General features: G+C 35.1%; 28 protein-coding genes and 1 pseudogene. 18 read left to right on the forward strand and 11 right to left on the reverse strand.

The features are described 5' to 3' along the window. Positions 1 to 36: 36 nt before the first annotated feature. Positions 37 to 198: pseudogene (locus tag I215_RS16095) on the reverse strand (OmpA family protein); the annotation flags it as partial. Positions 199 to 448: 250 nt separating this feature from the next. On the opposite strand from I215_RS16095, the gene I215_RS02770 reads away from it, so the two are divergent. Next, a complete protein-coding gene (locus tag I215_RS02770) occupies positions 449 to 886 on the forward strand; it encodes a Fur family transcriptional regulator (protein WP_008990428.1) in 438 nt (145 codons plus the stop codon). 116 nt (positions 887 to 1,002) lie between these two features. Here the strand turns inward: I215_RS02770 and I215_RS02775 are convergent, their stop codons facing one another. The 4 genes from I215_RS02775 to I215_RS02790 all read right to left on the reverse strand — a co-directional run bounded on the left by I215_RS02775 (position 1,003) and on the right by I215_RS02790 (position 3,377). Further along, positions 1,003 to 1,395, reverse strand: coding sequence for a group III truncated hemoglobin (locus tag I215_RS02775; RefSeq protein ID WP_008990429.1), 393 nt, complete (start codon positions 1,393 to 1,395; stop codon positions 1,003 to 1,005). A gap of 48 nt (positions 1,396 to 1,443) precedes the next feature. Next, a complete protein-coding gene (locus I215_RS02780) occupies positions 1,444 to 1,725 on the reverse strand; it encodes a hypothetical protein (RefSeq protein WP_008990430.1) in 282 nt (93 codons plus the stop codon). 109 nt (positions 1,726 to 1,834) lie between these two features. Continuing rightward, a complete protein-coding gene (locus I215_RS02785; RefSeq protein ID WP_008990431.1) occupies positions 1,835 to 2,431 on the reverse strand; it encodes a Crp/Fnr family transcriptional regulator in 597 nt (198 codons plus the stop codon). Between the two features lie 10 nt (positions 2,432 to 2,441). Continuing rightward, the gene (locus I215_RS02790; protein WP_008990432.1) at positions 2,442 to 3,377 is read right to left on the reverse strand and encodes a ketopantoate reductase family protein; all 936 of its coding nucleotides are present in this window, start codon (positions 3,375 to 3,377) and stop codon (positions 2,442 to 2,444) included. A 217-nt stretch (positions 3,378 to 3,594) separates the two neighbouring features. On the opposite strand from I215_RS02790, the gene I215_RS02795 reads away from it, so the two are divergent. The 10 genes from I215_RS02795 to I215_RS02840 all read left to right on the forward strand — a co-directional run bounded on the left by I215_RS02795 (position 3,595) and on the right by I215_RS02840 (position 12,838). Further along, positions 3,595 to 3,924: a YegP family protein gene (locus tag I215_RS02795; RefSeq protein ID WP_040459735.1), complete on the forward strand. Its 330-nt coding sequence runs from the start codon at positions 3,595 to 3,597 to the stop codon at positions 3,922 to 3,924. Between the two features lie 325 nt (positions 3,925 to 4,249). After that, the gene (locus tag I215_RS02800) at positions 4,250 to 4,708 is read left to right on the forward strand and encodes a COG2426 family protein (RefSeq protein WP_008990434.1); all 459 of its coding nucleotides are present in this window, start codon (positions 4,250 to 4,252) and stop codon (positions 4,706 to 4,708) included. Positions 4,709 to 4,880: 172 nt separating this feature from the next. Beyond that, entirely contained in the window at positions 4,881 to 6,185 is a 1,305-nt protein-coding gene (locus I215_RS02805) for a hemolysin family protein (RefSeq protein WP_008990435.1), read from the forward strand. 568 nt (positions 6,186 to 6,753) lie between these two features. Then, the gene (locus tag I215_RS02810; RefSeq protein ID WP_008990436.1) at positions 6,754 to 8,244 is read left to right on the forward strand and encodes a potassium/proton antiporter; all 1,491 of its coding nucleotides are present in this window, start codon (positions 6,754 to 6,756) and stop codon (positions 8,242 to 8,244) included. 388 nt (positions 8,245 to 8,632) lie between these two features. Further along, positions 8,633 to 9,499 (forward strand): TIGR02587 family membrane protein, encoded by an 867-nt coding sequence (locus I215_RS02815; protein ID WP_008990437.1) that lies wholly within the window; start codon positions 8,633 to 8,635, stop codon positions 9,497 to 9,499. Between the two features lie 7 nt (positions 9,500 to 9,506). Then, a complete protein-coding gene (locus I215_RS02820; protein WP_008990438.1) occupies positions 9,507 to 9,890 on the forward strand; it encodes a hypothetical protein in 384 nt (127 codons plus the stop codon). 183 nt (positions 9,891 to 10,073) lie between these two features. After that, positions 10,074 to 10,655 (forward strand): DNA polymerase ligase N-terminal domain-containing protein, encoded by a 582-nt coding sequence (locus I215_RS02825; RefSeq protein WP_008990439.1) that lies wholly within the window; start codon positions 10,074 to 10,076, stop codon positions 10,653 to 10,655. Beyond that, a complete protein-coding gene (ligD, locus tag I215_RS02830; RefSeq protein WP_008990440.1) occupies positions 10,652 to 11,458 on the forward strand; it encodes a non-homologous end-joining DNA ligase in 807 nt (268 codons plus the stop codon). Before I215_RS02825 ends, ligD begins: the two co-directional genes overlap by 4 nt. A gap of 133 nt (positions 11,459 to 11,591) precedes the next feature. Beyond that, a complete protein-coding gene (gene gntA, locus I215_RS02835; RefSeq protein WP_008990441.1) occupies positions 11,592 to 12,260 on the forward strand; it encodes a guanitoxin biosynthesis heme-dependent pre-guanitoxin N-hydroxylase GntA in 669 nt (222 codons plus the stop codon). Beyond that, on the forward strand, positions 12,257 to 12,838 hold the full coding sequence (locus I215_RS02840) for a DUF1989 domain-containing protein (protein ID WP_008990442.1): 582 nt from the start codon (positions 12,257 to 12,259) through the stop codon (positions 12,836 to 12,838). The genes gntA and I215_RS02840 overlap by 4 nt, the downstream gene beginning before the upstream one ends. 48 nt (positions 12,839 to 12,886) lie before the next feature. Here the strand turns inward: I215_RS02840 and I215_RS02845 are convergent, their stop codons facing one another. Further along, the gene (locus tag I215_RS02845) at positions 12,887 to 13,387 is read right to left on the reverse strand and encodes a pyridoxamine 5'-phosphate oxidase family protein (protein ID WP_008990443.1); all 501 of its coding nucleotides are present in this window, start codon (positions 13,385 to 13,387) and stop codon (positions 12,887 to 12,889) included. Between the two features lie 229 nt (positions 13,388 to 13,616). Here I215_RS02845 and surE point away from each other — a divergent pair, with 229 nt between their 5' ends. The 4 genes from surE (at position 13,617) to I215_RS02865 (ending at position 16,857) form a co-directional block, all read left to right on the forward strand. Beyond that, positions 13,617 to 14,348 (forward strand): 5'/3'-nucleotidase SurE, encoded by a 732-nt coding sequence (surE, locus tag I215_RS02850; RefSeq protein WP_008990444.1) that lies wholly within the window; start codon positions 13,617 to 13,619, stop codon positions 14,346 to 14,348. 127 nt (positions 14,349 to 14,475) lie between these two features. Next, entirely contained in the window at positions 14,476 to 14,946 is a 471-nt protein-coding gene (locus tag I215_RS02855) for a DUF892 family protein (RefSeq protein WP_008990445.1), read from the forward strand. Positions 14,947 to 15,149: 203 nt separating this feature from the next. Then, on the forward strand, positions 15,150 to 16,178 hold the full coding sequence (locus I215_RS02860) for a helix-turn-helix domain-containing protein (RefSeq protein ID WP_008990446.1): 1,029 nt from the start codon (positions 15,150 to 15,152) through the stop codon (positions 16,176 to 16,178). A 28-nt stretch (positions 16,179 to 16,206) separates the two neighbouring features. Then, positions 16,207 to 16,857, forward strand: a complete 651-nt coding sequence (locus tag I215_RS02865; protein ID WP_008990447.1) for a flavodoxin family protein — start codon at positions 16,207 to 16,209, stop codon at positions 16,855 to 16,857. A gap of 61 nt (positions 16,858 to 16,918) precedes the next feature. On the opposite strand, the gene I215_RS02870 is transcribed toward I215_RS02865, so the two are convergent. Together I215_RS02870 and I215_RS02875 are read right to left on the reverse strand one after the other, a co-directional pair. After that, complete coding sequence (locus I215_RS02870) at positions 16,919 to 17,947, reverse strand: helix-turn-helix domain-containing protein (protein WP_008990448.1); 1,029 nt, start codon at positions 17,945 to 17,947, stop codon at positions 16,919 to 16,921. A gap of 190 nt (positions 17,948 to 18,137) precedes the next feature. Further along, the gene (locus I215_RS02875; RefSeq protein WP_008990449.1) at positions 18,138 to 18,500 is read right to left on the reverse strand and encodes a hypothetical protein; all 363 of its coding nucleotides are present in this window, start codon (positions 18,498 to 18,500) and stop codon (positions 18,138 to 18,140) included. A 212-nt stretch (positions 18,501 to 18,712) separates the two neighbouring features. On the opposite strand from I215_RS02875, the gene I215_RS02880 reads away from it, so the two are divergent. The 3 genes from I215_RS02880 (at position 18,713) to I215_RS02890 (ending at position 21,147) form a co-directional block, all read left to right on the forward strand. Further along, positions 18,713 to 19,564, forward strand: a complete 852-nt coding sequence (locus I215_RS02880) for an SDR family oxidoreductase (protein ID WP_008990450.1) — start codon at positions 18,713 to 18,715, stop codon at positions 19,562 to 19,564. A 126-nt stretch (positions 19,565 to 19,690) separates the two neighbouring features. Continuing rightward, positions 19,691 to 20,206 carry a hypothetical protein gene (locus tag I215_RS02885; RefSeq protein ID WP_008990451.1) on the forward strand — a complete coding sequence of 172 codons (516 nt, stop codon included), beginning with the start codon at positions 19,691 to 19,693 and terminating at the stop codon, positions 20,204 to 20,206. A gap of 14 nt (positions 20,207 to 20,220) precedes the next feature. Beyond that, on the forward strand, positions 20,221 to 21,147 hold the full coding sequence (locus tag I215_RS02890; protein WP_008990452.1) for a diacylglycerol/lipid kinase family protein: 927 nt from the start codon (positions 20,221 to 20,223) through the stop codon (positions 21,145 to 21,147). A gap of 128 nt (positions 21,148 to 21,275) precedes the next feature. Here the strand turns inward: I215_RS02890 and I215_RS02895 are convergent, their stop codons facing one another. The 3 genes from I215_RS02895 to I215_RS02905 form a co-directional block, all read right to left on the reverse strand. Beyond that, positions 21,276 to 21,767, reverse strand: a complete 492-nt coding sequence (locus I215_RS02895) for a YciE/YciF ferroxidase family protein (protein ID WP_008990453.1) — start codon at positions 21,765 to 21,767, stop codon at positions 21,276 to 21,278. 210 nt (positions 21,768 to 21,977) lie between these two features. Beyond that, the gene (locus I215_RS02900; protein WP_008990454.1) at positions 21,978 to 22,874 is read right to left on the reverse strand and encodes a succinylglutamate desuccinylase/aspartoacylase family protein; all 897 of its coding nucleotides are present in this window, start codon (positions 22,872 to 22,874) and stop codon (positions 21,978 to 21,980) included. A gap of 20 nt (positions 22,875 to 22,894) precedes the next feature. After that, positions 22,895 to 23,944, reverse strand: a complete 1,050-nt coding sequence (locus tag I215_RS02905; RefSeq protein WP_008990455.1) for a glutathione synthetase — start codon at positions 23,942 to 23,944, stop codon at positions 22,895 to 22,897. Positions 23,945 to 23,955: the final 11 nt, after the last annotated feature.

The raw sequence follows: 23,955 nt of genomic DNA on the forward strand, positions 1-23,955 counted from the left end.
GCGCGCTTCTTGTTTGTATCCGTTTTAGTTAACGGCTTATTCTACAATGATAAATTCACTACGTCTATTTTTTTGATGATCTTTTTCTGTACATGGGACACCATTGGAACATTCGTTTAATAATTGTGATTCCCCATATCCTTTTGCCGATAGGCGTTCTTTATTAATGCCTTGTCTTATGATATAATCCAAAGTGGAAAGCATGTTACATTGTGGTGTGGTAGAAAAAGAGCTTTGAGCTTTAGAAAAAGCTTTGTTTTAAATAGCACTATTTAACCTTTTTGTCCCTTAGTTTTCAGAGGTAATTGTATTGAAATCAGTACCTTTGTTAAGAATACCGAGAAGGGGTGGAGAGCGATTTGAGCCCAGAAGGAATTGAAGGATAATTGTTTTTACCTTTTTAAGTACACAGAAATTTTTTGTGGTTTAAGAATTAAAATAAAATATTATGGATACAGACTTAATTGAAGATCGATTACAAGAAAAAAAGATACGTCCCACGGCGATGCGTTTGCTTGTATATAATATATTAAAGGAGGCTAAAGGTGCTATTTCGCTTACTGATATTGAGACGATGTTTTTAACCAATAGTTCTTTAGAAATCCCAGTGGATCGTACGACCATTTATCGTACTGTTAAAACATTTGAAAAAAAAGGGGTGGCTCATGCCATTGAACAAGGAAATGGGGTAATGGCCTATGCGCTGTGTCAAAGTAATTGTCAAGAGAATCAGCACAAGGATCAGCACTTACATTTCTATTGCGAGCGATGTAAAAAAACAAGCTGCCTTAGGGACCAACAAATCCCGAATGTTTCACTACCTACTGGATATCAGATCCATGATTTAAACTTTACCGCAAAGGGAATCTGTGACCAATGTGTTTAGAAATAACAACCCCAATACATCCTATAACTAAGAAAGTATTGGGGTGTTTGTCCTCCCGTATATGAGTATTTAAAATCCTAACAATCTTGAAAAGGAGGAGGTTATTAAACTGGTATTTATATAAGTGGTTTGGAGTTATTTTCTTCCATGTATTGAAGTTTTAACTGAAACATTTCTGCCATTTTGTGAGCTCTCCAACTTGCTTCTTCTGCAACTTCTCCGTTAAACTCAGCTTTTAAAGTCGCATTAAACAATAGTAACCACTGCTGAAAATGTTCTTTTTTTATGGGTAGCTTTGTATGTGGTAGAAATGGTGAACCGTAATAGGTGTGTTCCTCTAATAGTACAGTTTGCCAAAACTGATACATCTTGTTTAAATGAGTATCCCAATGGTCTCCTATAGCCTTTTCGAAAATCGGAGATAGGAGCGCATCTCTCCGTACCTTTCCATAAAAAACATCAACTAATCGCTTTACATCATCAAGGTTGGTAATATCAGATTTACTCATAATTTTATTATCAAAATAATTATACTAGCACCGTTTCTACAATGATAGTTAAAAAATATTCAAAAGAATAATAAGCAGACTAACTCCTACACTACCAAGCAATATATTATATGTTATTTTGGGCTTTAAATCCGCTAATACAGCAGTGTTGTATCCCATTGCTACACACGTGATAAGAAATAGTTCAAACATTTCTAATGGTCCACTTCCATTCATTAGAACAAGCATTGCTGCCACCCCTCCAACGCAACTAGAGAGTAATATTCCGAATGAAATATACAGATAAAAAGACTTCTCGAAAATTTTAAGATATTTGTTATATAGTGTCATTGTATCGAATTTTAAGTTGATGTAAAATTAGGCTGATTTTACATGCTTTTTTATGATCTGAGTCATAATCAAAAGATCCTTAATAATCGATTTAAACCTGCGCAGTTTACTAGCGGTAAATCTTTCTATTTTTTATCTGAATTTCATTTTTCTTTTCCAGTGATTTAGTTGCTCTAATAATGGTTTCCACACGTAGACCAGTAAGATCTGCAATTTGCTGTCGTGTTAGATCAACTTTAAATGAAAATGGCTCTGTTAATTTATAGACATCTTCTTTTAGGTAATCCAAGATCCGGAGGATACAGTGTTCTGGTTCCTGAGAAGAAATTTCCGAGGCCATTATGGCCTTATAATATAGTCGGGACGCAATGGCAGTGGTTACCTCGAGATGTATTTCTGGATTTTCTAAAAGTAATTTCAAAAAACGCTCCTTTCCTAGACATAATATTTCAGAATCTTGTGTGGCCACCGCATTTGCGGGATAGGTGATCTCTGCAAACAGCGGAGGTTCTCCGAAACTTTGGGGAGCAGAAAAAAAGCTTTGTATAAACTCCTTACCATTCTCTCGTAAGTTGTTCATTTTAACCTCGCCTGAAACTATTTGGTAGTAAAAATGCGCCCGATGCTCCTGTTGAAAAATGAAATCATTTTTCTTATATAATTTATTATGAGCACCGTAGTGTATTAATAGTTTTTCTGGTATCATAAACAATTATCTATTTTGAGTATTCACTTCTAGATTTCTTTTCCATGGGTAGGAGGCATTGGTAAAGCATTTCATTCACTGGCACGCAAATCCCGTGCATTTTTGCCTGCTTCACAATATAACCATTGAAAGTCTCTAATTCTGAAGGCTTTCCCGCCATTAAATCGCGTTGGGTTGAGGCTGTACTCATGGGATCTAAATCACTAATTGTCTGAAATACTTTTTCAATATCCTCAGCTCGTAAATCCACCTGCTTTGCTTTTGCTACACTTAGGATTTCATGAGCTGTACTTCGCATAAGACTATTAATATACGAACTCTCACGCAACTCACCAATTGGAACTCGACATAAACCTCCAATAGCACTGATGGTCGTAATGAATAAAAATTTCTTCCAAAGTTCTCGATGGATATCCTTTGGAATGATACTTTTTATATCGGCTTGATGGAATACAGCATCAATTTTTTGAATTCTAGTGGAATTTGTATTATCGAGCTCTGCGAAAGTAAGTGTAGGCTTAAAAGCAAAGTGACACACCACACCTGGAGATTCTATATAGCTAATAAGATTACAAAATCCACTGAGTACTTGTTTTTGATCGATATACTCCATGAGTTTTGTTGGGTTGTCTACACCATTTTGAAGCGGTAGCACTAAGGAATTCTCACCTAGTATTGGAGCTATTTGCTTTGCAGCTGAAGTAAGTTGCCAACTCTTGACTCCCATGATCACCAAATCTGGACATGGTACTTGTTTAAGGTCATCTGTTACTAAATCTGGTGTGCATTGGAAATCTCCTAGAATGCTTTTTACCTTTAGCCCATTTTCTTGAATGGCTTTTAATTGTTTTCCTCTGGCTATAAAAGTAATGTGATGGTCTGTAAGGGCTAACTTCCCTCCAAAGTAACCACCAATTCCTCCAATACCATATATTAGTATATTCATATTTTTCTATAATTGCGAAGTAAAGTTAACAAATCATTTAGTTATTGTCATTAGCCTGCCTTACTAGCTCTGTAAAATCAATACAGAAGATGTTCGAACTCAAAGCAGTGAAACTTAAAGTTGAAGTGTGCAAATCAATGTTCCATCAACCCCATTAACAAGGGAAGTGTTAAAGTTTCAAAAAAAATTAATATATTTAGAAAAACAAATAATTAATATGGGAAAATTTGAAATAAACGTAGACAAGGGAGGGAAGTACAGATTTAACTTAAAAGCTTCTAATGGTCAAGTTATTCTAAGTAGTCAAGGGTATACCACCAAATCTGCTTGTGAAAACGGAATTGAGTCTGTAAAGACGAACTCTCAGAACGATGATTTGTTCGAACGACTAGAGGCAAAAGACGGAAGTCCTTATTTTAATCTAAAAGCATCGAACGGTCAGGTTATTGGTAATAGTGAAATGTATTCTTCCAGCAGTGGAATGGAAAATGGAATTTCATCAGTTAAGACCAACGCGCCAGATGCAGATGTGGTAGATAACTCTTAAATTTACCTAAAGACATATTGTAAACGCTATCTATTTGATTGTATCATAATACGACAATAGGATAGCGTTTTCTATTTTATTTTTTGAATATTCGAAGCCGTTACCAGGTTGTTATTTCTGAATTATTCGAGTTATTGAATTGAGCCGCACCTAGAAAAGTTGTTTGGTTTATAGGGGAAAGTATACTATTTCGAAAGTAGCATCGTTTTTTGGCTTGTCAAGAAATAGTTGTAAAAAGTTAAAGCTTTCAAAATTTATGATCAATTTCTTTTTTAAAGAGTCTAAAATGAATTTAAAAGAATAATTTTGCAAAAAAATATCAGCAGTGATTCAAGATATAATAGTTGCAATTCTATGGAGTATTTCACCCTTTGGGGAGGCTAAGGTAGGTATTCCTTATGCAGTTTTTAACGATATTAATATATACGTAGCTTTTTTGATTTGCTTTGGGGCAAACATCTTAGTATACCCAATGATGTTATTTTTTCTCGATTCGGTAAATAACTATTTTCTTAGATGGAGGTTTTACAAGAAATCAGCCTTATACGTAGCTCGTAAAGCAAAAGTAGGCGCTAAGAAAAACGTGATGAAATATGGTTTTTGGGGCTTGCTCATCTTTGTTATGTTACCAGTTCCAGGGACAGGAGTCTATGCCGGAACCATTGCTACCTACCTCCTTATGCTAGATAGAAAACAGGCTTTTTTCGCTAATACTATTGGGATATTTCTCTCCTGTGTTATTGTTTGGGGGATGACGGTTGCTACTATGAAAGGACTTGAATAAGGTATTTTACCTAGCACTGGATAATATTATCTAAATTTAGAAATAGAAGCTACACCTTTTTATTTTAACAATCATGAACCAATGTTCGGGAGAAGAGTATGCATCTTGATAAAAGATGTGTTAAAGATTCTCACATACTTCACTATATTTGAATAATTATTAAAGAAAACCTATGGAACTGATCATTATCTTTATCTTAACATTGCTCAATGGTTTTTTTGCTCTATCAGAAATTGCACTCGTTTCTGTGAATAAAAGTCGTATTCAGCATAAAGCAGATGATGGTAATAAGAATGCAGTACTGGTTCTCAGGCTTCTTGATAACCCTGAAAATTTTCTTTCCTCAGTGCAGGTTGGGATAACTTTAATTGGTATTGTAGCTGGTGCGTACGGAGGGGCAACTCTCACAGGTGATATGGTAGAATTCTTATCCCAGTTCTCTTTCTTAGGTGGTGCTGTTGATTCGATTTCAATGATTGTCGTAATAGGTACAATAACTTATTTTACCATTGTTTTAGGTGAATTGGTGCCAAAGACTATTGCAATGAATAATCCAGAGAACATTGCACTTTTCTGCGTACCTATTGTGAATGTTTTTACTAAGATAACCTATCCTTTTGTCAAATTATTATCTATTTCCACTAAGCTTATTCTACGAATAATTAGAATTAAGGAGAATGATGCTGAAAGGGTTAGTGAAGATGAACTTAGGTTTATTCTAAAAGTGGCTGGTAAGCAAGGGGTATTGGAAACAGAAGAAAGTCAGGCTATGCAAAATTTGATTTCATTTACCGACCAGACAGCCAAATCCCTTATGACCCACAGTTTTGAAGTTGAATGGATTGATTACAATTCAACTAAGGAGGAAATTTTTGATAAAATAAAGGAAAGTGCGCACTCAAGATTTCTAGTAGGGGAGGGTAGCTTAGATGTATTAAAAGGAATTGTTTATGTAAAAGACTTACTGAATAGCTATAATGATCCTGACTTTTCCTTGGATAAAATCTTGACTTCACCTATATTTATCATTCAAAATACCCCAGCATTTAAAATTTTGAACCAATTCAAAGATGAAAAGCAATATCTTGGAGTGGTCGTTGATGAATTTGGTAGTGTTCGTGGCATTATAACCCTCCATGACCTAATTGAGGCTGTAATGGGCGATTTGCCTGATGAAGATGAGCACGAGGAAGAAAAACATATCACCCAGCGAAAAGGAGGTGACTATTTCCTTAGTGGAAGAACTCCAATTTGGGAACTCAATCAATTTTTTTCTCAAAAAGTGATCGAAGACAATACAGGGCGGTTTTCTACTATTTCAGGATTTCTTATCGATCAATTAAAATCAATGCCACGTACAGGTGATGTGGTTGAAACCAGTGCATATTCATTTGAAATCATCGATATGGATGGTGTTCGGATTGATAAGGTTTTGATGAGTTTAAAATCTGATTCTTCTAAATCGTTCCACGAATAAAAATGTTGTAAGGATATTTATATTCCTGATGGATGCTCAGAATTATTTATCCATTTTATTCTTATTCTTTCAAAAAGGTCTGTTTTTAATCTGTTTAATTACCGGATATGGTTTTTAAGCTTCTGTGATAAATAGTGTTTGTTCGAATAATTTTGTTGGGTTTTTTGTCTTAAAGACTTCATTAATTGCTTGACAAGCAATTCATAAAATGAATGTCACAGCCACTGATATCTATACCCTATTGAGATTAACTGTTTTATGTGAAAATAACTCCCAAAAATAGCGGCGACAGAGTATTGAAATCATGAAGTTTACTTGTTAAAAAAAAACCGTAACTCCAGTTCGTTAGAGATTTTATTGATATTTTTGGTGTAAATTTGAAAACGCAAATTATCTAGTCCTTGTGGTCATAATTGCAAATAGAAGTTTTATATAATTGTTTATCATAGGTTAGAATCCAAGTTTTTGAACAAGGTTTAAATTATTTGTAAGAGCGATCCCGTAATTGGGTGAGTTAAATTTGCATATTGCGGTTCGCAATTTTTTATAGATTTTAAAATTTGAATATATGGGAGTATCGGTTGAGCTTGTGTTATTTGGAATTTCAATTCTTTTCTTCTTGAGTATTTTAGCTGGTAAGGCTGGATATAAATTTGGAGTTCCTGCTTTACTTCTATTTTTGGGTGTGGGAATGCTTTTTGGTAGTGATGGTTTTGGGATAGAATTCGAAAATATAGAGCTTGCTCAAACAATTGGGACTGTAGCCTTGTGTATTATTTTGTTTTCAGGTGGAATGGATACAAAAATTGATGATATTAAACCCATAGCAAAACAAGGGGTAATACTTGCAACTATTGGTGTATTACTTACCGCTATTTTTACTGGATTAGCTGTTTGGTATATTCTTGGATTGACATTGCCTGCTGCAGGTATAGGTTTACTTGCGTCCCTACTGTTAGCCTCAGTAATGTCCTCAACGGATTCTGCTTCTGTATTCTCCATTTTAAGATCAAAAGGATTGCATTTAAAGAACAACCTTCGACCTATGCTTGAGCTAGAAAGTGGAAGTAATGACCCTATGGCTTATGTTTTAACTATAACCTTAATCGGTATTGTTGGGATGGATTCAGAGCCAAATTACTTGTTTGCCTTCGGTAACCTTTTGATTCAATTGATTGTAGGGTGCGTTTCGGGTTATTATCTTGGAAAACTCGCTGTCTTTGCCATTAATAAAATGGATATTGATAACAAATCGTTGTATCCTATTATGGTATTTACCTTTTGTATCTTCATATTTTCTTTTACCTATTTTGTTAAAGGAAATGGATTTTTGGCAGTATATGTAGGGGGGCTGGTGCTTGGAAATTCCCGATTTGTTCACAAACGTTCAGCTGTTAACTTTTTTGACGGAATGGCATGGATGAGTCAGTTACTCCTGTTCTTAACTTTAGGTTTATTGATTAATCCCACTGAGTTACTTCAAATTATAGTTCCAGGACTTATTATAAGTTTGGTGATGATCCTATTGACAAGACCATTGAGCGTATTTATAAGCTTATTGCCCTTTACAAAAATGTCTGTGAAAGATAAGACATTTATCTCTTGGGTAGGATTGCGAGGTGCTGTTCCAATTATATTTGCCATTATGGTACTAGCCGCGGATGTTCCCAATGCAAGATTGATGTTCAATATAGTATTCTTCTGTACTTTAGTGTCTCTAATTATACAAGGTACCACACTTTCACCCATGGCAAAATGGTTAGGTCTTGTAGAAGAGCCTTCCAAGATAAAAGCATTGAAAAATTTTGATATAGAGTTTTCAGATGAAATTAAATCAATTACTTCTGAGCTTAAAGTGACCAAGGTCGCTTTAGAGAACGGTAGTCACCTTATGGATCTTCGATTACCAGAGAAAACCATCGTTGTAATGGTCAAACGTGGCTCACTGTTCTTTGTTCCTAATGGTAAAACCCAACTAATGGAAAATGATAAACTTTTGGTGATTACAGACGATTACCAGGCTCTAAGTGAGACTTATGAACGATTAGGTATCGTTTAGTGCTAACAGATTTTAATTTCTTAAAGCTTATTTAAAAACCTTAATGATATAGTCATTAAGGTTTTTTTCTTCTAAAACTCTCAAGAATTATCGTTAATATCTACCTATTGGCTTATAATTCCTGTGGTTTCAATTTATCGAGTCAACATTTTTTGTTTTTAGAGCCATTTCGGTTTAGTGCATATTTTAATTTAGAACACTGATGTTAAAAAAGGGATATCATTTCACAGATAATTTTGTTTAAAAGTAACTGTGGAAATGACTGTTCCTTAAACCTTCAAGATTTGTGGATTTGAATAGTTTTCAAAACGAAGATTATTTAACTAACCAACTTTTTGATCATAGCGATATAAAACAAGTAAGTCCGTAAAAAGTGTAAAGGGATGTTATGATACTCAATAAAGAAGAAACTATTACGCTCAAGGAATATGGGAGGGGAATTATCGGGGGGTTGTTATTCAGCCTCCCTTTACTTTATACCATGGAGTTATGGTGGGTTGGTATTACTGCTTCAAATGAAAAATTGTTTGTCTTTGTTGTATTTACCTTTGTAATGTTGCTTGGGTATAACAAATATGCAGGAATGAGGCCAGATAGTAGATTTATGGATATTGTAAAAGAATCCGCTGAAGAGATAGGTATAGCTTTTATAGTAACATTCTTGTTTTTAAGGTTGATTAATATGATAAACTTCGAAATGTCCTCGGATGAAATTATGGGAAAAGTAATTGTAGAATCTATGATAGGAGCCATTGGAATTTCTGTAGGAACTGCGCAGTTAGGACAAGAAAAGGAGCGCGATGAAGAGCAATCAGATTCTCACAAAAAAGAAAACAAGGATAAAGAAGATAAAGAGAAGAACCCTTCAACAATGAAATTATGGATACTTTCATTTTGTGGAGCAACCCTTTTTTCGGCATCTGTTGCCCCAACAGAAGAAATTTTACAAATTGCTATTGCCAGTAATAAGCTTCATTTATTGCTAATGGTGCTGTTTAATCTATCACTGAGTTTCATTATTTTTTACTTTAGTGACTTTAAAAATACTCATACTCTTAAACGAGGTTTTAAAGAAATTTTATCTCATTTAGCTATAGCGTATTTATCTGCCCTGATTATTTCATTTCTATTGCTTTACTTCTTTGAATTGGGTAAATGTGGTCAATGTAATTTCAACTTACTAATAGCAAAAGCTATAGTGCTTTCAATCCCAGCCACCATCGGTGCGAGTGCTGGTCGATTATTAATTAAGTAATTTAAAGATGGAAAAAAATCATAAATCACGGAATCTTGTTAAGGGAGTAACCTTCCTATTCGGAGTAATCACAATACTGGGACTTATGGGATATCTCATCTTTAGTATGTTCACTGCTAATAATTCTCCACCTAATCTCACGGTAAGCACTTTTTATGATTCTCAACATAAGGTGCATAAAGTTGTGGTTAAAAATGCGGGGGATACTACCGCAGAAGAAGTTATCACTAGGTGGCAAATAATAGGAGAAGGTAGGGTGATTGATACAATTACCATCACTATGAGATATCTTCCTGCTAAGTCACAAAAAAGCGCTACGGTATGCGTTCCGAAAAATGAAAGTCTTCAGGTTAATATTCAGATAATATCCATTAATTATCAAACGCCCTAGAATTTAGGACAATATAACATCATATGTCTAGGATTAAAGCAGATTATATGCTGTTTTTAACTCGTATGCTTAGAAAAGTTAACCCAATGCCTACTGGTTTATTAATTTTAATGGTTTGTTAAGAACCCTTCTCTAGATGTTTTAGTAGTTTTTGGTGAACTTCCGAATTAAAGTATTGTAATCATGGATATTGACACCTATAATGAAAAAAGAGATTTTTCTAAAACTAAGGAACCAAGGGGAGATGATAAACAAAGTTCTCATAAAGGTCAACGTTTTGTTATTCAGAAGCATCAGGCGACCAATTTACATTATGATTTTAGGCTAGAGGTCGATGGTGTTTTAAAATCATGGTCCATTCCCAAAGGTCCAAGTACAGATCCCAATCAAAAGCGAATGGCTATACCAACAGAGGATCATCCAATGACATACGCTGATTTTGAAGGTACTATTCCTGAGGATCAGTATGGGGCAGGTACTGTCATGATCTGGGATAAAGGAACCTACAGTAATAATTCTAGTGAGAATAAATCCCTCATTACAGCCTATAAAAATGGTGTTATGGAAATTTTACTAAATGGAAAAAAGATCCAAGGCGGGTACTCACTAGTGAAGATGGACTCTGGAACCCAAAAAGGGAATTGGCTACTGATCAAAAAGGACGATAAATATGCTGATGCGCGCAGAAATCCTGTAAGTACACAGAACAAAAGTGTTGTTAGTGGTAGAACGATCAAAGAAATTGAAAAAGAAGGAAGAAAATGAAAATACACGGTGTAGATATTACTAATCCTGATAAGATTCTTTTTCCAGAATCTAATAGTTCCAAATTGGATGTTATTAACTATTATAAAAACTTTTCAGGTCAAATTATGCCTTTTTTAAAGGGTAGGCCGCTGACATTACGACGTTTTCCTGATGGAGTTAATCATCAGGGATTTTTTCAAAAAAATGCATCAGACTATTTTCCTGATTTTATTAAAACAGTCGAGGTACAAACGGATGACGGTAAAAATGTATCCGTGGTGTGTAACAACCTAAAAACCTTACTGTACCTAGCCAATCAAGGAACAATTGAATTCCATACATGGTTGTCAAGGATCGATAAATTAAATAAACCAGACAAGGTAGTCTTTGATTTGGATCCTGCTAGTGGTTCCTTTAATTCACTTAAAAATGCAGCGGAAGTCATTCGGGAATTTTTAGATAAAAAAGGAATCCGTTGTAAATTGACCACTAGCGGTAAAAATGGACTGCATTTATGGTATACAAAACGTAGGACCCAGACCTTTGATCAGTCAAGGGAAGAAGTAAAACACCTTGCCGAAGAATTAATTGGTCTTTATCCAGATCTTTTAACCATTGAGATGAGAAAAGATGATAGGGATGGTAAAATATTTATTGACTATCCTAGAAACTCTTATGGGCAAACCACCATTTGTCCATATTCACTTCGGGCTACACTTAATGGAAGCATCGCAACTCCCATTTCGTGGGAGGAATTGTCTAGTATTAAAAGCTCTCAAGAATTTAATTTGGGTAATATATCCAAGAGGAGAAGACACTAATGCACTTCAAATTGTGTTTTAGTTAAGCAATTTGTGGAATGAGTTAAGAAGCAGTTTTGATATACAATACATTTGAGTAAGGTACCCTTTCTAACTAAAGAACAGGTATTAACACATTTAAAAAAAGTATGTTATGAATTCTATTAATCTTCCAAGAAATAAAGTAACAAGGGCCATTAAAGAATTTATTGTTGATGGAGACCATCCATGTTTGATGGCACAGTCTGTAGTAGATGAAAACACGGTGGATACCATCGTACTTGAAAGTAGCTCATTTAAAGAAATAAAAAAATTATATACTTTTATTGAAAATGGGGTGCTGACCAAAGATTCCGATTCAAACGTCTTTACCTCATTGATTGCCGTATTTCCAGATCTAGAAATAAAGGATGTAGAAGAATTCGAATTGTTTCTTTGGGATGTGCTTTATAAACTTAATGCAATGGATGCTTATGATTGGGATCCCTCAGTAAGTGAGAAGCTACATGATAATAATTATAGCTTTAGTATTGCTGGTTCTGCATTTTATATCGTAGGGATGTTTCCAAAAAGTCCGAGAAAGGCTAGAAGAATGCCGTATGTTTCTCTTGTATTTAACTGGCATAGTCAATTTGAAAAGTTAAGAAAAATGGGCGTCTTTGATCATGTAAAAAAGCGCATACGACAAAGAGATAAAAACCTACAAGGTTCTATCAATCCTATGCTCAAAGATTTTGGCACCCAGACTGAGGCTATGCAATACAGCGGTAAAATAGTTGATAAGAATTGGAAATGTCCATATTTTGAAAAACCAGTTGAATGATTAACCATATACCAGCACGTAGTGGTGCTTCTTTTAAGTTAAAAAAGGATCAACGCCTATTAGTTTATAATCCAGAAGGAAAACAAGTTTCTGACATGATACTCATTAATGAACATGACATCAATGAAAAATTGTCCTCTGGAAAAACCTTTGATTACGAAGAATCTATTTTAATTACCAAAGGGAACTATATCTGGAGTAATCGAAGCAATAGAATGGCATATATAGTAGAGGATACCTGCGGTAGGAATGATTTTTTACTGGCTCCTTGTGATTCCAAAACATTTGCTCATTTTTACGACTCTCATGATCCTTCACCAAGTTGTTTAGGAAACCTTTCCCACGAGTTACAAAAGTATGGCATACATAAGGATGCCATACCAACGGCTTTCAATTTATTTATGCATGTCGACATAGCTGCTCAGGGTTCTCTGCGCGTACTGCCTCCAAAGGCTAAGGCAGGAGACTATATCGAATTTAAAGCAGAAATGGATTTAATTGTCGCACTTACTGCCTGTTCGGCTAAGGATAGCAACGGTGGTAGCTTTAAATCCATTACTTATGAGGTTCTGAGATAATTCAAAGGATGAAATAAGGAAAGGAAATAGTTAGTTTAGCTAGTATTCTTAAAGATTTATTCTTCCCTTGGTCTCATTGTCATTGTCATTTGAAGAATCGGAACTAAATAAATTTTTCAAAAACTCTACAAATTTGTTCTGCTTCTTATCCCAGTAAAAAGAAGTGGAAGGCTCAACCTTAATCCCTATTAAATTGACATCGTTTACCCCATCGAACCATTGGTCTTCACTGGCTGTATAAAGTTCTTCCAAAAGGGTTTTGTTGGTGTAAATTATCGCACTGCCATAAATGCTTAAAAACTGCATTTCTTCTGGGTGACTAAATACTAACTGTACTCTTTTATCAGCCATTATATTGCTGTAATGGTCACTGACTACAGAACTTAAAAACCAAATACCTCCGTCATTATCAACTGTTTTAACCTCCATGGGATTCGCTCCTAAAGGAATGCTAGTTAAATTTGAAAGCATAATTCCCACTGGGCTGTTATCTATAATTTCTCTGAGTTTGTCAATGGATTCTTCGCGTGTTAAATACTCTGTTTTCATAATTTCTCGATTTATTGTTCACCCAAATCTATGGCTCTTATAGACGTATAGATAATTCAAACAAAGAAAATATTGACGCTTTTAAAGGCAGTAAAAGTTAAATCAAATAACAATTCTGTTTGTATATCGAATGCTTGATTGTAATACGATCAAAATTTTTGGATTTGAGCTAAAGTACAGTTTGAAGTTTTTGTAGTTTAAAAAAAGGTTCAATTATAAAAAAAAAGATATGAAAATTTTAGTAACAAACGATGATGGAATTTATAGTCCAGGACTGGCCTGTTTGGCAAAAGTAGCCTCGTCCTTTGGGGAGGTTGTTGTAATGGCACCAGATGTTGAACAGTCTTCGATGGGGCATGCCATTACAGCCAATAGGCCGATTACTTATAAAACATCTCCCATTGTTTTTGACGATCTTGAAGCCTATAGAGTCAATGGTACGCCAGCTGATTGTGTAGCTATGGGAATACATTTATTTAAAGATTTTGACCTAGTACTATCAGGGATCAATATGGGGGCAAATTTAGGTAATTCGGCATGGCACTCTGGAACCTTATCAGCTGCTAGGCAGGCAGTGTTATTTAATCAAAGAGGAATTGCTTTAAGTGTTTCCTTAAGTAGCAATGAGGTGGATTTTGGAAACTTAGAGCCTCACGTACATAAAGCATTATCTAATGTAATCCCACTGGATCAACCAGAATTACTCAACATAAATTTCCCGTACTCACCTGATGGAGAAATTATCTGGACTAAACAAGCTGTTCGTCACTATGATGGAACTGTAATAGCCAGCAAGGATCCGATGGGTAGAAATCACTATTGGTTCACTGTAACCCCGATTGAAGCTGAAGAGGAAGGTTCAGACCGATGGGCAGTAAAACAAGGGAAAATCAGTATTACTCCAATGCTCGTAGATTTGACTGATAATCGCTTTTTAGGTAATGGTGAGAGTATACATTGAGGCTTAATGGAAAAATGTTAAAAAATGGTAGTGAGATTCTTTTAGAGTAGCAATATTCTCAATTGGATTAAAAACACCATTGTTTTGGTTCTATTTTCACATTTAAATCCAAATAAAAGCAATCGGGATGAGAACGATCAGTGAATTATATGAATATCATCTGCACTATATATACAGCGCGGAGATACAATTGGTTGAAGGGCTTTCAATAATGGCCAGTAAAACCACCAACCGACTCTTAAATGAAGTTTTGGAGATACAACTCGAAAAGACCAAGGATAATAAGAAAGCCCTTTCTAAATTAGTTGAATCGTATTTGGAAAGTAATAGGGAAATTACCTGTTTGATGGTTCAGGCCTATTTGCAAGAAATCCAACAGTTCATTAATCATGCTACCGAAGAAGAAGTTCTAAATGTTGGACTGATGGTGGAAACACAGCGATTAGTACATTTTAAAATTTCAATTTACAGTGCAGCATTGTACTATACTAATATTTTAAATTATCAGGAAGATACTAGAATATTAGGAGAGATTCTTGATGGGGAGCACCAGAACCTTATAACAGTGGCAAGTCTAGAAAAAGACCAAATTGATTGAATTCTAAAAAGTAACGCTTGGTGCGTATAAGTCAAGCCAGATTAGGAGATTAATAATAACCATTAATATTATTCGACTTAAAATTCTCTTAAAGTTATTTAAGTTACTGGTTTTGTGTTGATTAATTTGTAACTTGAAACAAGAAGTCATTCGTGATTTTAGAGTTCCCTCCAAAAGCTACTATTAATTTTAACTTACTTATAATGAAGACCATTAAGTTATTAGATCATAGTATTGAAAGAATTTTTGGGCAGCTTACATCTCAAATAAAGGGGGAGCTCACACAACAAGGTGGTGGGTATAATCTTAAAATCCATGACTTTGAAATTCAAGGCATTATTACGGGAAGCGAATTCTCGGATTCAATTTCTTTTATTCGTTGCCAGCTTTCGGTTAAGGAGCGATTTGCAGTGGTTCTGCAACCTATAAAAACTTCGACTTCACTTTATTTTATTTACTGTAATAAAGGGAAAATAACACATGAAATACGGGATAGAGAATTGTATCGCCCTATATATGAGAATCAATCAGTGGTTATTAGCCCTAGTTTATCAAGTGTTAGGCTCCATTTTTTAGAAGATTACACACAGGAACTTTTGATTATCAAAATGGATCCCACTCGTTATTTGAAAAATAAGTCAACAATGTCTGATTTCAACGATAATTTATCTAGGATATACAAGAAACTTAATGAACGAAATGGAAATGCTCATTATGGAAGTTTAAACCTTTATGTGTGTGACCATTTTAAGGAGCTCAACGATTTAAAGCATGAGGGGGTATTAAGGGAGGTATTTCTTGAGGGACAAGTAAAACTCATATTGGCTAAACTATTGAAGCAGTGCGATAATGAACTTTTTCAAAACAATAAGCCATACGGTCTGAGTAGTTCAGATCTAAAAAAAGTTAAACAGATCTCAAATTTTATCGATCTCAATTATTCGCTTCCCCATACAGTGAAAGATTTAACTCAGAAATTTAAAATTTCACCTTCTAAGCTTCAAAAAGGCTTCAAGATCCTATACAATCGTACCGTTTCGAATTACATCAAGAATTTAAGAGTAGAAATCGCTGAAGAGATGATAAAAACTAAGGAGTGCACGATTTCAGAAATTGTTTATGAAATAGGATTTACTTCTCGTAGTTATTTCTCCAAAATTTTCAAGGATAAGTACAATTGTAGTCCTAAGGATTACCAAGACTTACTTAAATCAAACAGACAATGTGTTTGATAAATTACACGATTAAAATTTAAACATTATGGCTCTAAAAGCACTTTTTTTGAACTGTACCCTTAAAAAATCTCCTGAGGTTTCAAACACCAGAGCATTTATTGATAAATCCATCTCAATTTTTAAGGAGTTGGATGTTGAGACCGAGGTGATTCGAGTTATTGATTACAATATTAATTTCGGTACAGCAACTGATATGGGTAACGGTGATCAATGGCCAGCAATACATAATCAAATTAAACAAGCCGATATATTAATTATCGCTACACCAGTATGGAGAGGTGATAGAGGTTCTATAGCGAAAATGGTATCCGAGCGAATGGATGGATTGTTTTCTGATGATCATAACGATAATGATCAGTATATGACCTACAACAAGGTAGCTGGTGCGCTAGTGGATGGTAATGAAGATGGTGCTAAAAAGGCCATTTCGAGTATCCTATTTGATCTTTCAGAACACGGTTTTACTTTAGCAGTAAACCCGTTTAGTTATTATGTAGGGGAAGCCGGGCCAGGGCCAAGCTATATTGAGGCTAAAGGGGATAAACATGAATTCACTAATAATATGCTGCTAATTATGGCCCAAAATATGGTACATCTTGCTGAAAGTCTGAAGGCCAATCCTTATCCAATTAAACTCACCCAGGTTAAAGAAAAAGCCAAAAAGATTAGTCAATAGAAATCAAAAAAATGGCACCAATTTTAATCATTTGGTGCCATTAAAAAGAAATTTTGTTCTTTTATAGCGCTAAGTTGGTTAGCTTTAGCTTTTCTTGATAATGTTTTGGACTACAGTTGTATTTTTCTTTAAATATTTTAGAAAAATAACTTCTACTACTAAACCCGATGTCATACACGATCTCAGAAATCGTACAATTTCTATTCTTAATCATATTTTCCGCCACTTCAACACGAATATTTTTAATATAATCCGCAACTGTTCGGTTGTATAATATTTTAAATCCTTTTTGAAGCTTTGATGGTGATATTGCGAATGTTTTTGTTAGCTTTTTAATGGAGTATGAGGCAGATGGGTTACCTTTGATGTGCTCTGCCACAGCTGTTATTCTCTTCAATTCTTGGGAAGTTAAGCCTTTAATTTTTTGGCGGTTTTTAATATCGTCTTTGTATTGCTTGATCAACACCGCAAGTAAAAGCTTAATCCTACCTTCTAACATAATATCCTTAATGGAACCTCTTTCGTGGATGTTGTCTATTTCATTAAAGTAATCACATATCTTAAGGTTGTAATTTCCATAATGCGTATAACCATCTCTGGCATCGAATTCTTGATAAATGTTCAGAAGTTTTTGATTGAGCGAATAATTGAATTTTTCCTTTTTTAAATAGAGTCTTGGATGAATCTTTAGGATAATAAGCTCAGTTCTAGATTTTTTAGGTATTAAAAATTCAAACCCTTTCTTACTGGGTTTTACAACAGCCGTTTGATGCTGATCAATCGTATTGAATTCTCCATCATTAATATCTCGATGCATTAAAGTTCCTCGATTGCAAAAGATAAAATAAAGAAAGGAAGGACAGTGTTCAGATTTAATTTTAAACTCAAACTCCTCTAAGGTATTCAAAGAACATTTAATAAATGAAATTGCATTGGAATAGCACTTACCCTTAATTGTCCCTTTGAATTTTGTGGAGAGGGTTTTAAGTTGGAACTCACCCTGTTCTGTGGTTAATTCTCCACTGATGTGTTTTTGTAGATACCCGAATATCCCATTTAGGTCATCGTCTTTTAAAGTCAAAGTTTTCATAGTGAAGCTTTTTAAATTTCTATATACATTGGTTTATATAGGTCATTTTCTACCATGACCAATAACTAACTATATTAAAAAAAGTAACAGTTTTTTAGCTGTTACCAAAAAGCTTCGTTGTTATTAATACCATCTATTGACATGCCTATTTTCTTTTTACTTTCAAGGATAGATGGTATGCTTTACGTCTCTAGAACAACAAGTTAGTAAAATATATATATATACTTCTTTTAATTTGCTTTAATTTAACATTTGATACTTCTTTACTTCTGTGGAGTAAATTCTTAATTAATGAATATTTTGATTTAAAGACGCTCTTCAAACCACTGTGACTGATCTTCTGTGATGATAAACCTTGATGGTAATTAGTAGTTATTCCAAGTTCTTGGCAAAGGTTCTCTACTTTTTGATGATGCCTTTCGAATTGTTGGATATTATAATTTTGTCCCATCTCAGGGGTAGACTCTCTATAATTTTGCATGAATACTTTAAAGATATCTCCCAGAGATTTTGTTTTTCCTTCTCGCTGATATTTGTGGTGTAAATCTTCCATAAGCTCAATAATATTAGCCTTAAATTACTTTATCTTTCCTAGGATCCTTACCCCATTTGGAAAAAATAATAACCAAAAGCATACTGGAAGCTTTTTTTAATTCATTTGGACTTATTGTTAACCCTATTGAAGGAATCACCCAGATTCAGAACCACATTTTAGTAAATTCCCTTGTAATCCATATTGAGTTTTAACTTAAAAAAAAAGCAATTATGAAGTATCCTAAAGTTTTTCCAAAAGAAGATTTAAAAAAACAACCCGGTAGACAGTCTGATATGAAGACCAAACCCATCATGGTTCGGGAGAATTATAAGGGAAGTGATAAGCTAAAGGGGAAAGTTGCCCTAATTACAGGTGGCGATAGTGGTATAGGAGCAAGTTGTGCACTACATTTTGCTATGGAAGGAGCAGGGGTTGCCATTTTATATTTTAATGAGAGACAAGATGCCCTTGAGCTTCAGAGTGAAATTGAGCAAATGGGCGGAGCTTGCTTTTTGATCAAAGGAGATATTAAGGATTCTCAATTTTGTCGTGATGCCATTAAAAAAGTAGTAGACAGGTTTGGTGGACTCAATATACTAGTTAACAATGCAGCCATGCAATTTCAAGAAGAGGATCTTCAAGATATGGATTTGATCAATATGGAAACCACGTTTCAAACAAATGTCTTTCCGCTTTTCTACCTCACTCAAGCAGCCTTAGAACATCTTAAAGAAGGGGATTCAATAATCAATACAACCTCTATTACCGCCTACCGTGGTAATCCTACGTTAATTGATTACTCGAGTTCTAAAGGGGCGATTCTGTCCTTTACACGTGCGCTTTCCCGCTCCTTGGCAGAGAAGGGCATACGTGTTAATGCAGTGGCGCCAGGCCCTATCTGGACACCACTTATCCCAGCTACACTTGAGTCCTATGAAAAATTTGGACAAAACACACCCATGGGTAGAGCTGGGCAACCTGCAGAATTAGGCCCTGGATATGTCTTTCTAGCAAGTGAGGACAGTTCCTATATGACGGGTCAAACCATACATCTAAATGGAGGTACAATTGTAGGTGGTTAATTGTAGAAATTTAGAACTTATATTATACTACTTACAACATAGAATGTGTAACTGCAATAATCTCTTAGTATGTTTGGCTTTAGAAATAGGTGTTTTAGAAATTACTGGAAGCATGTAAGCTTAAACATGGCCAGAGCGCAATTTGAACATGCACGAACCCGTCTGTTTAATGTGAATGATTGGTCGGATCTAGGATTTTTTACCGCTAAATTTGAATTGTATGACCCTAATTTAATTCACACCACCACACTTTTGGAACTCGGTAGTTATATCAAAATTATATTTCCTATGGCCATGCCTGAGAATTGGGTTAAGGTGACAGAAATTTATACAGATGATTCGAAGGCATACTTTATAGTTCATCCAGTGAGTAATCCTATGGAGGATTCCTCTGAAAAGGTCGCACATTTTTTACAAGAGAAAGCCAGTAGTATTTTTAAAGTCGAAATTGATGGCACTAGAGTATATGGTTATGAAATTGGCCGCAATGAAGTGATTAATAATTCAGGGACAAAGGCTGGAAATCGAAAGTTCATAAATACCGTCATGGCTTGGGGTGGATGGCTGGGGATGCAACGTTATCAATGGGGGAAACTAACCAACCATTTCGTGAAAACCGAACCCTTATTGACAAAAAATTAGTTGTTCCTATAATCATGATACAAACCATACAAATTATACACAATCCCAATGCAGGGAAGGCTAATCACAGTAAAGAATGGTTAATTGGGATGATTGCAAGATTTGCCAATAAGGTTCGGTATGTATCCACAAAGGACAAACTATGGAATTCCTTTGAGTTCAACCCAGAGCATCCTATTCTACTTGCTGGAGGGGACGGCACAGTCCGTAAGGTGTTTGAGAAACTCAAGCAATCTAATGATAACCTACCACTTTCTATGAGTCCAATTATTTTATGCCCTTGTGGAAAGGCTAATAATATTGCTAAATCCCTTAATATTCGTGGCAATCCAACTGGAAAGATTGACTTTGATCTCAGTAAGGTTGATGACTATCATTTTGGGGAAATTAAAAACACCAAAGATGAACAATTCTTTATTGAAAGTTTTGGATTTGGAGTGTTTCCAGAACTTTTAAAGGGTAAAAGAAGCAAACCGAAAACCAGTTATACTTCTGAGGTGAAGCTACAGCTGGCATTACACAAACTCATCGAGGTGGTAGGGAAAATTGAGGCTCAAAAGTTGAAAATAAAAACAGATCAATTCACTGTAAAGGGTTCTTTTATTTTGGCGGAGGTGATGAAAATTAAACATATGGGACCTAATCTCCCATTGGCTCCAGCAAATAGTCCTGGTTCAGCTTGGTTTCACTTAGTTTTAATTTCAGAGGATCGTAGAGATGATTTTTCAAATTATCTTCAAAATCTCTTAAAGGGGGTTAAGACTCCATCACCTGTCTTGGATTTTATCACATCCATAAAGACTTCAAAATTAAAGCTTAAAAGTAGTGGAATGTATTATCATATAGATGATCAGTTTATTGAAAATTACCAAGGTGGTCGACTGGAATCCTTGGTATCTAACTCTGGGATCCCTTTTGTTAAGAACGTTTCCTATATATAAAGTGGGATAGTCAAATAAATACTTAGTGTGTAAAGGCTTATACAAAAAAATCACCCTTATCTTTTTTACGAGATAAGAGTGAGATCTGCGTTAAATTCAATGGATGGTTTCTTCTACTAATTAAGTTGTTATGAATTGCTTTTGGCTTGCTCGTTCAACCTTTTTTCTGCTATTTTGGTAAGTTTGTCATCGGCGTGATACTCTTCGTCTAAGGTGCTTTTTAAGGTATCCGCTATATCATCATACCCAAGTTCCTTTGCAAAACGAGCTGCAGTACCGTAGGCAGAAATTTCATAGTGTTCAATGCGTTGTGCTTCGGCAACAATTCCTGCATCGAGAACATCCTGTTCCATATCTTCTTTAATAAAATGTTCAGCTTCTCGGATAAGGCCTTCCATGGCAAGGCACTTTTCTTCTTGTCCTTGAATCCCTAAGCGATCGCAGATTGATTTTAGCCTGTTCAAATGGGTTTTGGTTTCTTCTAAATGATTATTGAGTGCCTTTTCCAATTTTTCATCATTAGACTTTTTAGCCATTTTTGGAAGCGCTTCAATGAGTTGTTCTTCTGCGCTGTAGAGGTCCTGAATCTGATGTTCGAATAAATCTTCTAATGTTTTCATGTCGTAAAGTTTTTTGAAATGTTAATACTAAGATGATTTCACGAATTTGGATTTTTTATAAAATCCGCGTTACCAAAAGTGTTTACCTTAATGGCTGCCATAAAGGGAAGCTTGTATAGATACCTTTGGATACTGATAAAGGTAAAATGACCAAGATGGAATTATTAGCTCAAAGGAATTTATAATTGACCCTTAAAGCACAATTTTATGCTACACTAATGTATCGATTATAAAAAAGCCATCATCACCTAGTGGTTGATATAGAGGCATAAAAATATAGGCATCCCAGCTGCTTCTGATTTCAGTGCCATTTTCCATAGCTAAAAGCTGCCCTTTTTTAATTATACTAAAATTCTCAAAACCTGGTTGCATTTCAAATTTGTCGTTCTCATGTAACTGATGACGGTATAGAATCTTAAAGGCTTTTTGCTTTGATTGATGTTGATTGATCATTGTAGTCACAGAGGTTGGAAATTCAAATAGCTGATCAAAGTTTAAACCACAGGCTTCTTTTAAGGCTAACCATATCATAGCTTTTTGATTGACCACCGCATTTTCACCGGTGTGTTGACCTGCTTCAAACACAAATCCTGTAAGACCAATACGACTTAGGTAATGATCAATATCTCCAGTGATGATGTCACTAAATCCAATCACAATTGGTGTTGGAAAATGTTTGGCCCAAGCACAGTTGTCATTGACATCCTGAACTGAAATATATGGATCACTAGGTGATGAGGTGGTATGGCAGTCAAGGAAATAGCGCTTTTCGGGATTGTGTTTTAAATAGTGTTTCAATACATCTATGATCTCACGCATTTCCATTAACTCATGTGGAGACTTGGCATTACTTAACAGATTTGATTTTGTCCAGGTACGATTTAAATCTTGATCGATATAACGCTGGTCTTTACTCAATGCCAGTTGATTTCCACAGACTCCAACAATAGTACCATATAGTTGAGGTTTACTTTGGTTGAGTTCAGCAAAGATTTCTTGTAAAGCGATTACCCCGCTGGGTTCATTCCCGTGAATTCCAGCAGTTATAAAAAGAAGCGGACCCTTTTTATCACTACCATAAGATCCTATTATTCTATCTACCTCCATGATGCGGTTCTTTATGATTATTAATGCATGGTGGCTAAAATTTTATTTTCAATTTGCCCCATGTATTTAAGTTTGTAATACAGTTTTCGCTCAATAGCTTCTATCACTGATGTGGTGAAATCAGTTAAACCAATATCTGCGAAACGATCGAGTCCACCTGGACTAAGTATATTGATCTCAATTAGCTTGTCTTCAATGACATCTAGACCTACGAAAAACAATCCGTCTTTAATTAATTTGGGTGCTGTTAGGTCAATAATCTTTTGCATTGATTTGGTAAGATCGCTCTTATCAGCAGTAGCCCCTTGTTTAAAGTTACTACGAAATTCACCTTCGTCGCATACCCGTCTAATGATGGCTTTTTCACCGTTCTCAGTGAGAATTCTACCATTCATAAGTAGCACTCTAACATCTCCTTTCTTTACAGCTGGGAGATATTCTTGGGCAATGACATACCCATCTTTGCTAATAGTTTGGATAATTTGATTGATGTTCTTTTCATGTTTATCAATTAAAAACACATTCTTACCTCCTGAACCCTCCAAAGGTTTTAGCACAATTTGTTTGTTGTTTTTCTCCCAAAATTTTAAGATGTCATCTTTCTTTCGAGTGATTATGGAAGCGGGCTTTATCTCTTGTGGTAATTCTTCAAAATACAATTTGTCGATAAAACCATAGGATAAGGCATTGGCGTCATTGAGAACTAGGACACCCTGTTGCTGAATCATCCTACCAAAGGCCAGTCCTGATTGCTCTGCCCAATGACGCGAAGCACCTTCTTCAGTGGGATTGTTACGTATAAATAATACGTCTAAATCGGTAGATTCAATGGCGGTTTCTTTAGCCGAGCCACTTTGCAACACTTTGAGGTATTTCTTAGGAGTTTCTACCTTTGTAGAAGGATCGACAGATTTAGCATACAAAAATATGGTGCCTTGGTGTTGAAACTTAAAATCACCTACGCCCATGGCGTATACTTCGTGTCCCATGTTATGAGCCTTTGTCATAAGCGCAACTGAGGTTCCTGCCTTCTCAGTTGAAATTTTATTTAATACGAAACATATTTTCATTTTATCTTATT

The sequence above is a fragment of the Galbibacter marinus genome, from assembly GCF_000300875.1.
In the GTDB taxonomy this organism is placed as follows: Bacteria; Bacteroidota; Bacteroidia; order Flavobacteriales; family Flavobacteriaceae; genus Galbibacter; species Galbibacter marinus.

What these genes read in the sequence shown, in the direction of transcription:
- I215_RS02770 (WP_008990428.1), top strand. Translation starts at nt 449, where the DNA reads ATGGATACAGACTTAATTGAAGATCGATTACAAGAAAAAAAGATACGT.
- I215_RS02775 (WP_008990429.1), bottom strand. Translation starts at nt 1,395, where the DNA reads ATGAGTAAATCTGATATTACCAACCTTGATGATGTAAAGCGATTAGTT.
- I215_RS02780 (WP_008990430.1), bottom strand. Translation starts at nt 1,725, where the DNA reads ATGACACTATATAACAAATATCTTAAAATTTTCGAGAAGTCTTTTTAT.
- I215_RS02785 (WP_008990431.1), bottom strand. Translation starts at nt 2,431, where the DNA reads ATGATACCAGAAAAACTATTAATACACTACGGTGCTCATAATAAATTA.
- I215_RS02790 (WP_008990432.1), bottom strand. Translation starts at nt 3,377, where the DNA reads ATGAATATACTAATATATGGTATTGGAGGAATTGGTGGTTACTTTGGA.
- I215_RS02795 (WP_040459735.1), top strand. Translation starts at nt 3,595, where the DNA reads ATGGGAAAATTTGAAATAAACGTAGACAAGGGAGGGAAGTACAGATTT.
- I215_RS02805 (WP_008990435.1), top strand. Translation starts at nt 4,881, where the DNA reads ATGGAACTGATCATTATCTTTATCTTAACATTGCTCAATGGTTTTTTT.
- I215_RS02810 (WP_008990436.1), top strand. Translation starts at nt 6,754, where the DNA reads ATGGGAGTATCGGTTGAGCTTGTGTTATTTGGAATTTCAATTCTTTTC.
- I215_RS02815 (WP_008990437.1), top strand. Translation starts at nt 8,633, where the DNA reads ATGATACTCAATAAAGAAGAAACTATTACGCTCAAGGAATATGGGAGG.
- I215_RS02820 (WP_008990438.1), top strand. Translation starts at nt 9,507, where the DNA reads ATGGAAAAAAATCATAAATCACGGAATCTTGTTAAGGGAGTAACCTTC.
- I215_RS02825 (WP_008990439.1), top strand. Translation starts at nt 10,074, where the DNA reads ATGGATATTGACACCTATAATGAAAAAAGAGATTTTTCTAAAACTAAG.
- ligD (WP_008990440.1), top strand. Translation starts at nt 10,652, where the DNA reads ATGAAAATACACGGTGTAGATATTACTAATCCTGATAAGATTCTTTTT.
- gntA (WP_008990441.1), top strand. Translation starts at nt 11,592, where the DNA reads ATGAATTCTATTAATCTTCCAAGAAATAAAGTAACAAGGGCCATTAAA.
- I215_RS02840 (WP_008990442.1), top strand. Translation starts at nt 12,257, where the DNA reads ATGATTAACCATATACCAGCACGTAGTGGTGCTTCTTTTAAGTTAAAA.
- I215_RS02845 (WP_008990443.1), bottom strand. Translation starts at nt 13,387, where the DNA reads ATGAAAACAGAGTATTTAACACGCGAAGAATCCATTGACAAACTCAGA.
- surE (WP_008990444.1), top strand. Translation starts at nt 13,617, where the DNA reads ATGAAAATTTTAGTAACAAACGATGATGGAATTTATAGTCCAGGACTG.
- I215_RS02855 (WP_008990445.1), top strand. Translation starts at nt 14,476, where the DNA reads ATGAGAACGATCAGTGAATTATATGAATATCATCTGCACTATATATAC.
- I215_RS02860 (WP_008990446.1), top strand. Translation starts at nt 15,150, where the DNA reads ATGAAGACCATTAAGTTATTAGATCATAGTATTGAAAGAATTTTTGGG.
- I215_RS02865 (WP_008990447.1), top strand. Translation starts at nt 16,207, where the DNA reads ATGGCTCTAAAAGCACTTTTTTTGAACTGTACCCTTAAAAAATCTCCT.
- I215_RS02870 (WP_008990448.1), bottom strand. Translation starts at nt 17,947, where the DNA reads ATGAAAACTTTGACTTTAAAAGACGATGACCTAAATGGGATATTCGGG.
- I215_RS02875 (WP_008990449.1), bottom strand. Translation starts at nt 18,500, where the DNA reads ATGGAAGATTTACACCACAAATATCAGCGAGAAGGAAAAACAAAATCT.
- I215_RS02880 (WP_008990450.1), top strand. Translation starts at nt 18,713, where the DNA reads ATGAAGTATCCTAAAGTTTTTCCAAAAGAAGATTTAAAAAAACAACCC.
- I215_RS02885 (WP_008990451.1), top strand. Translation starts at nt 19,691, where the DNA reads ATGGCCAGAGCGCAATTTGAACATGCACGAACCCGTCTGTTTAATGTG.
- I215_RS02890 (WP_008990452.1), top strand. Translation starts at nt 20,221, where the DNA reads ATGATACAAACCATACAAATTATACACAATCCCAATGCAGGGAAGGCT.
- I215_RS02895 (WP_008990453.1), bottom strand. Translation starts at nt 21,767, where the DNA reads ATGAAAACATTAGAAGATTTATTCGAACATCAGATTCAGGACCTCTAC.
- I215_RS02900 (WP_008990454.1), bottom strand. Translation starts at nt 22,874, where the DNA reads ATGGAGGTAGATAGAATAATAGGATCTTATGGTAGTGATAAAAAGGGT.
- I215_RS02905 (WP_008990455.1), bottom strand. Translation starts at nt 23,944, where the DNA reads ATGAAAATATGTTTCGTATTAAATAAAATTTCAACTGAGAAGGCAGGA.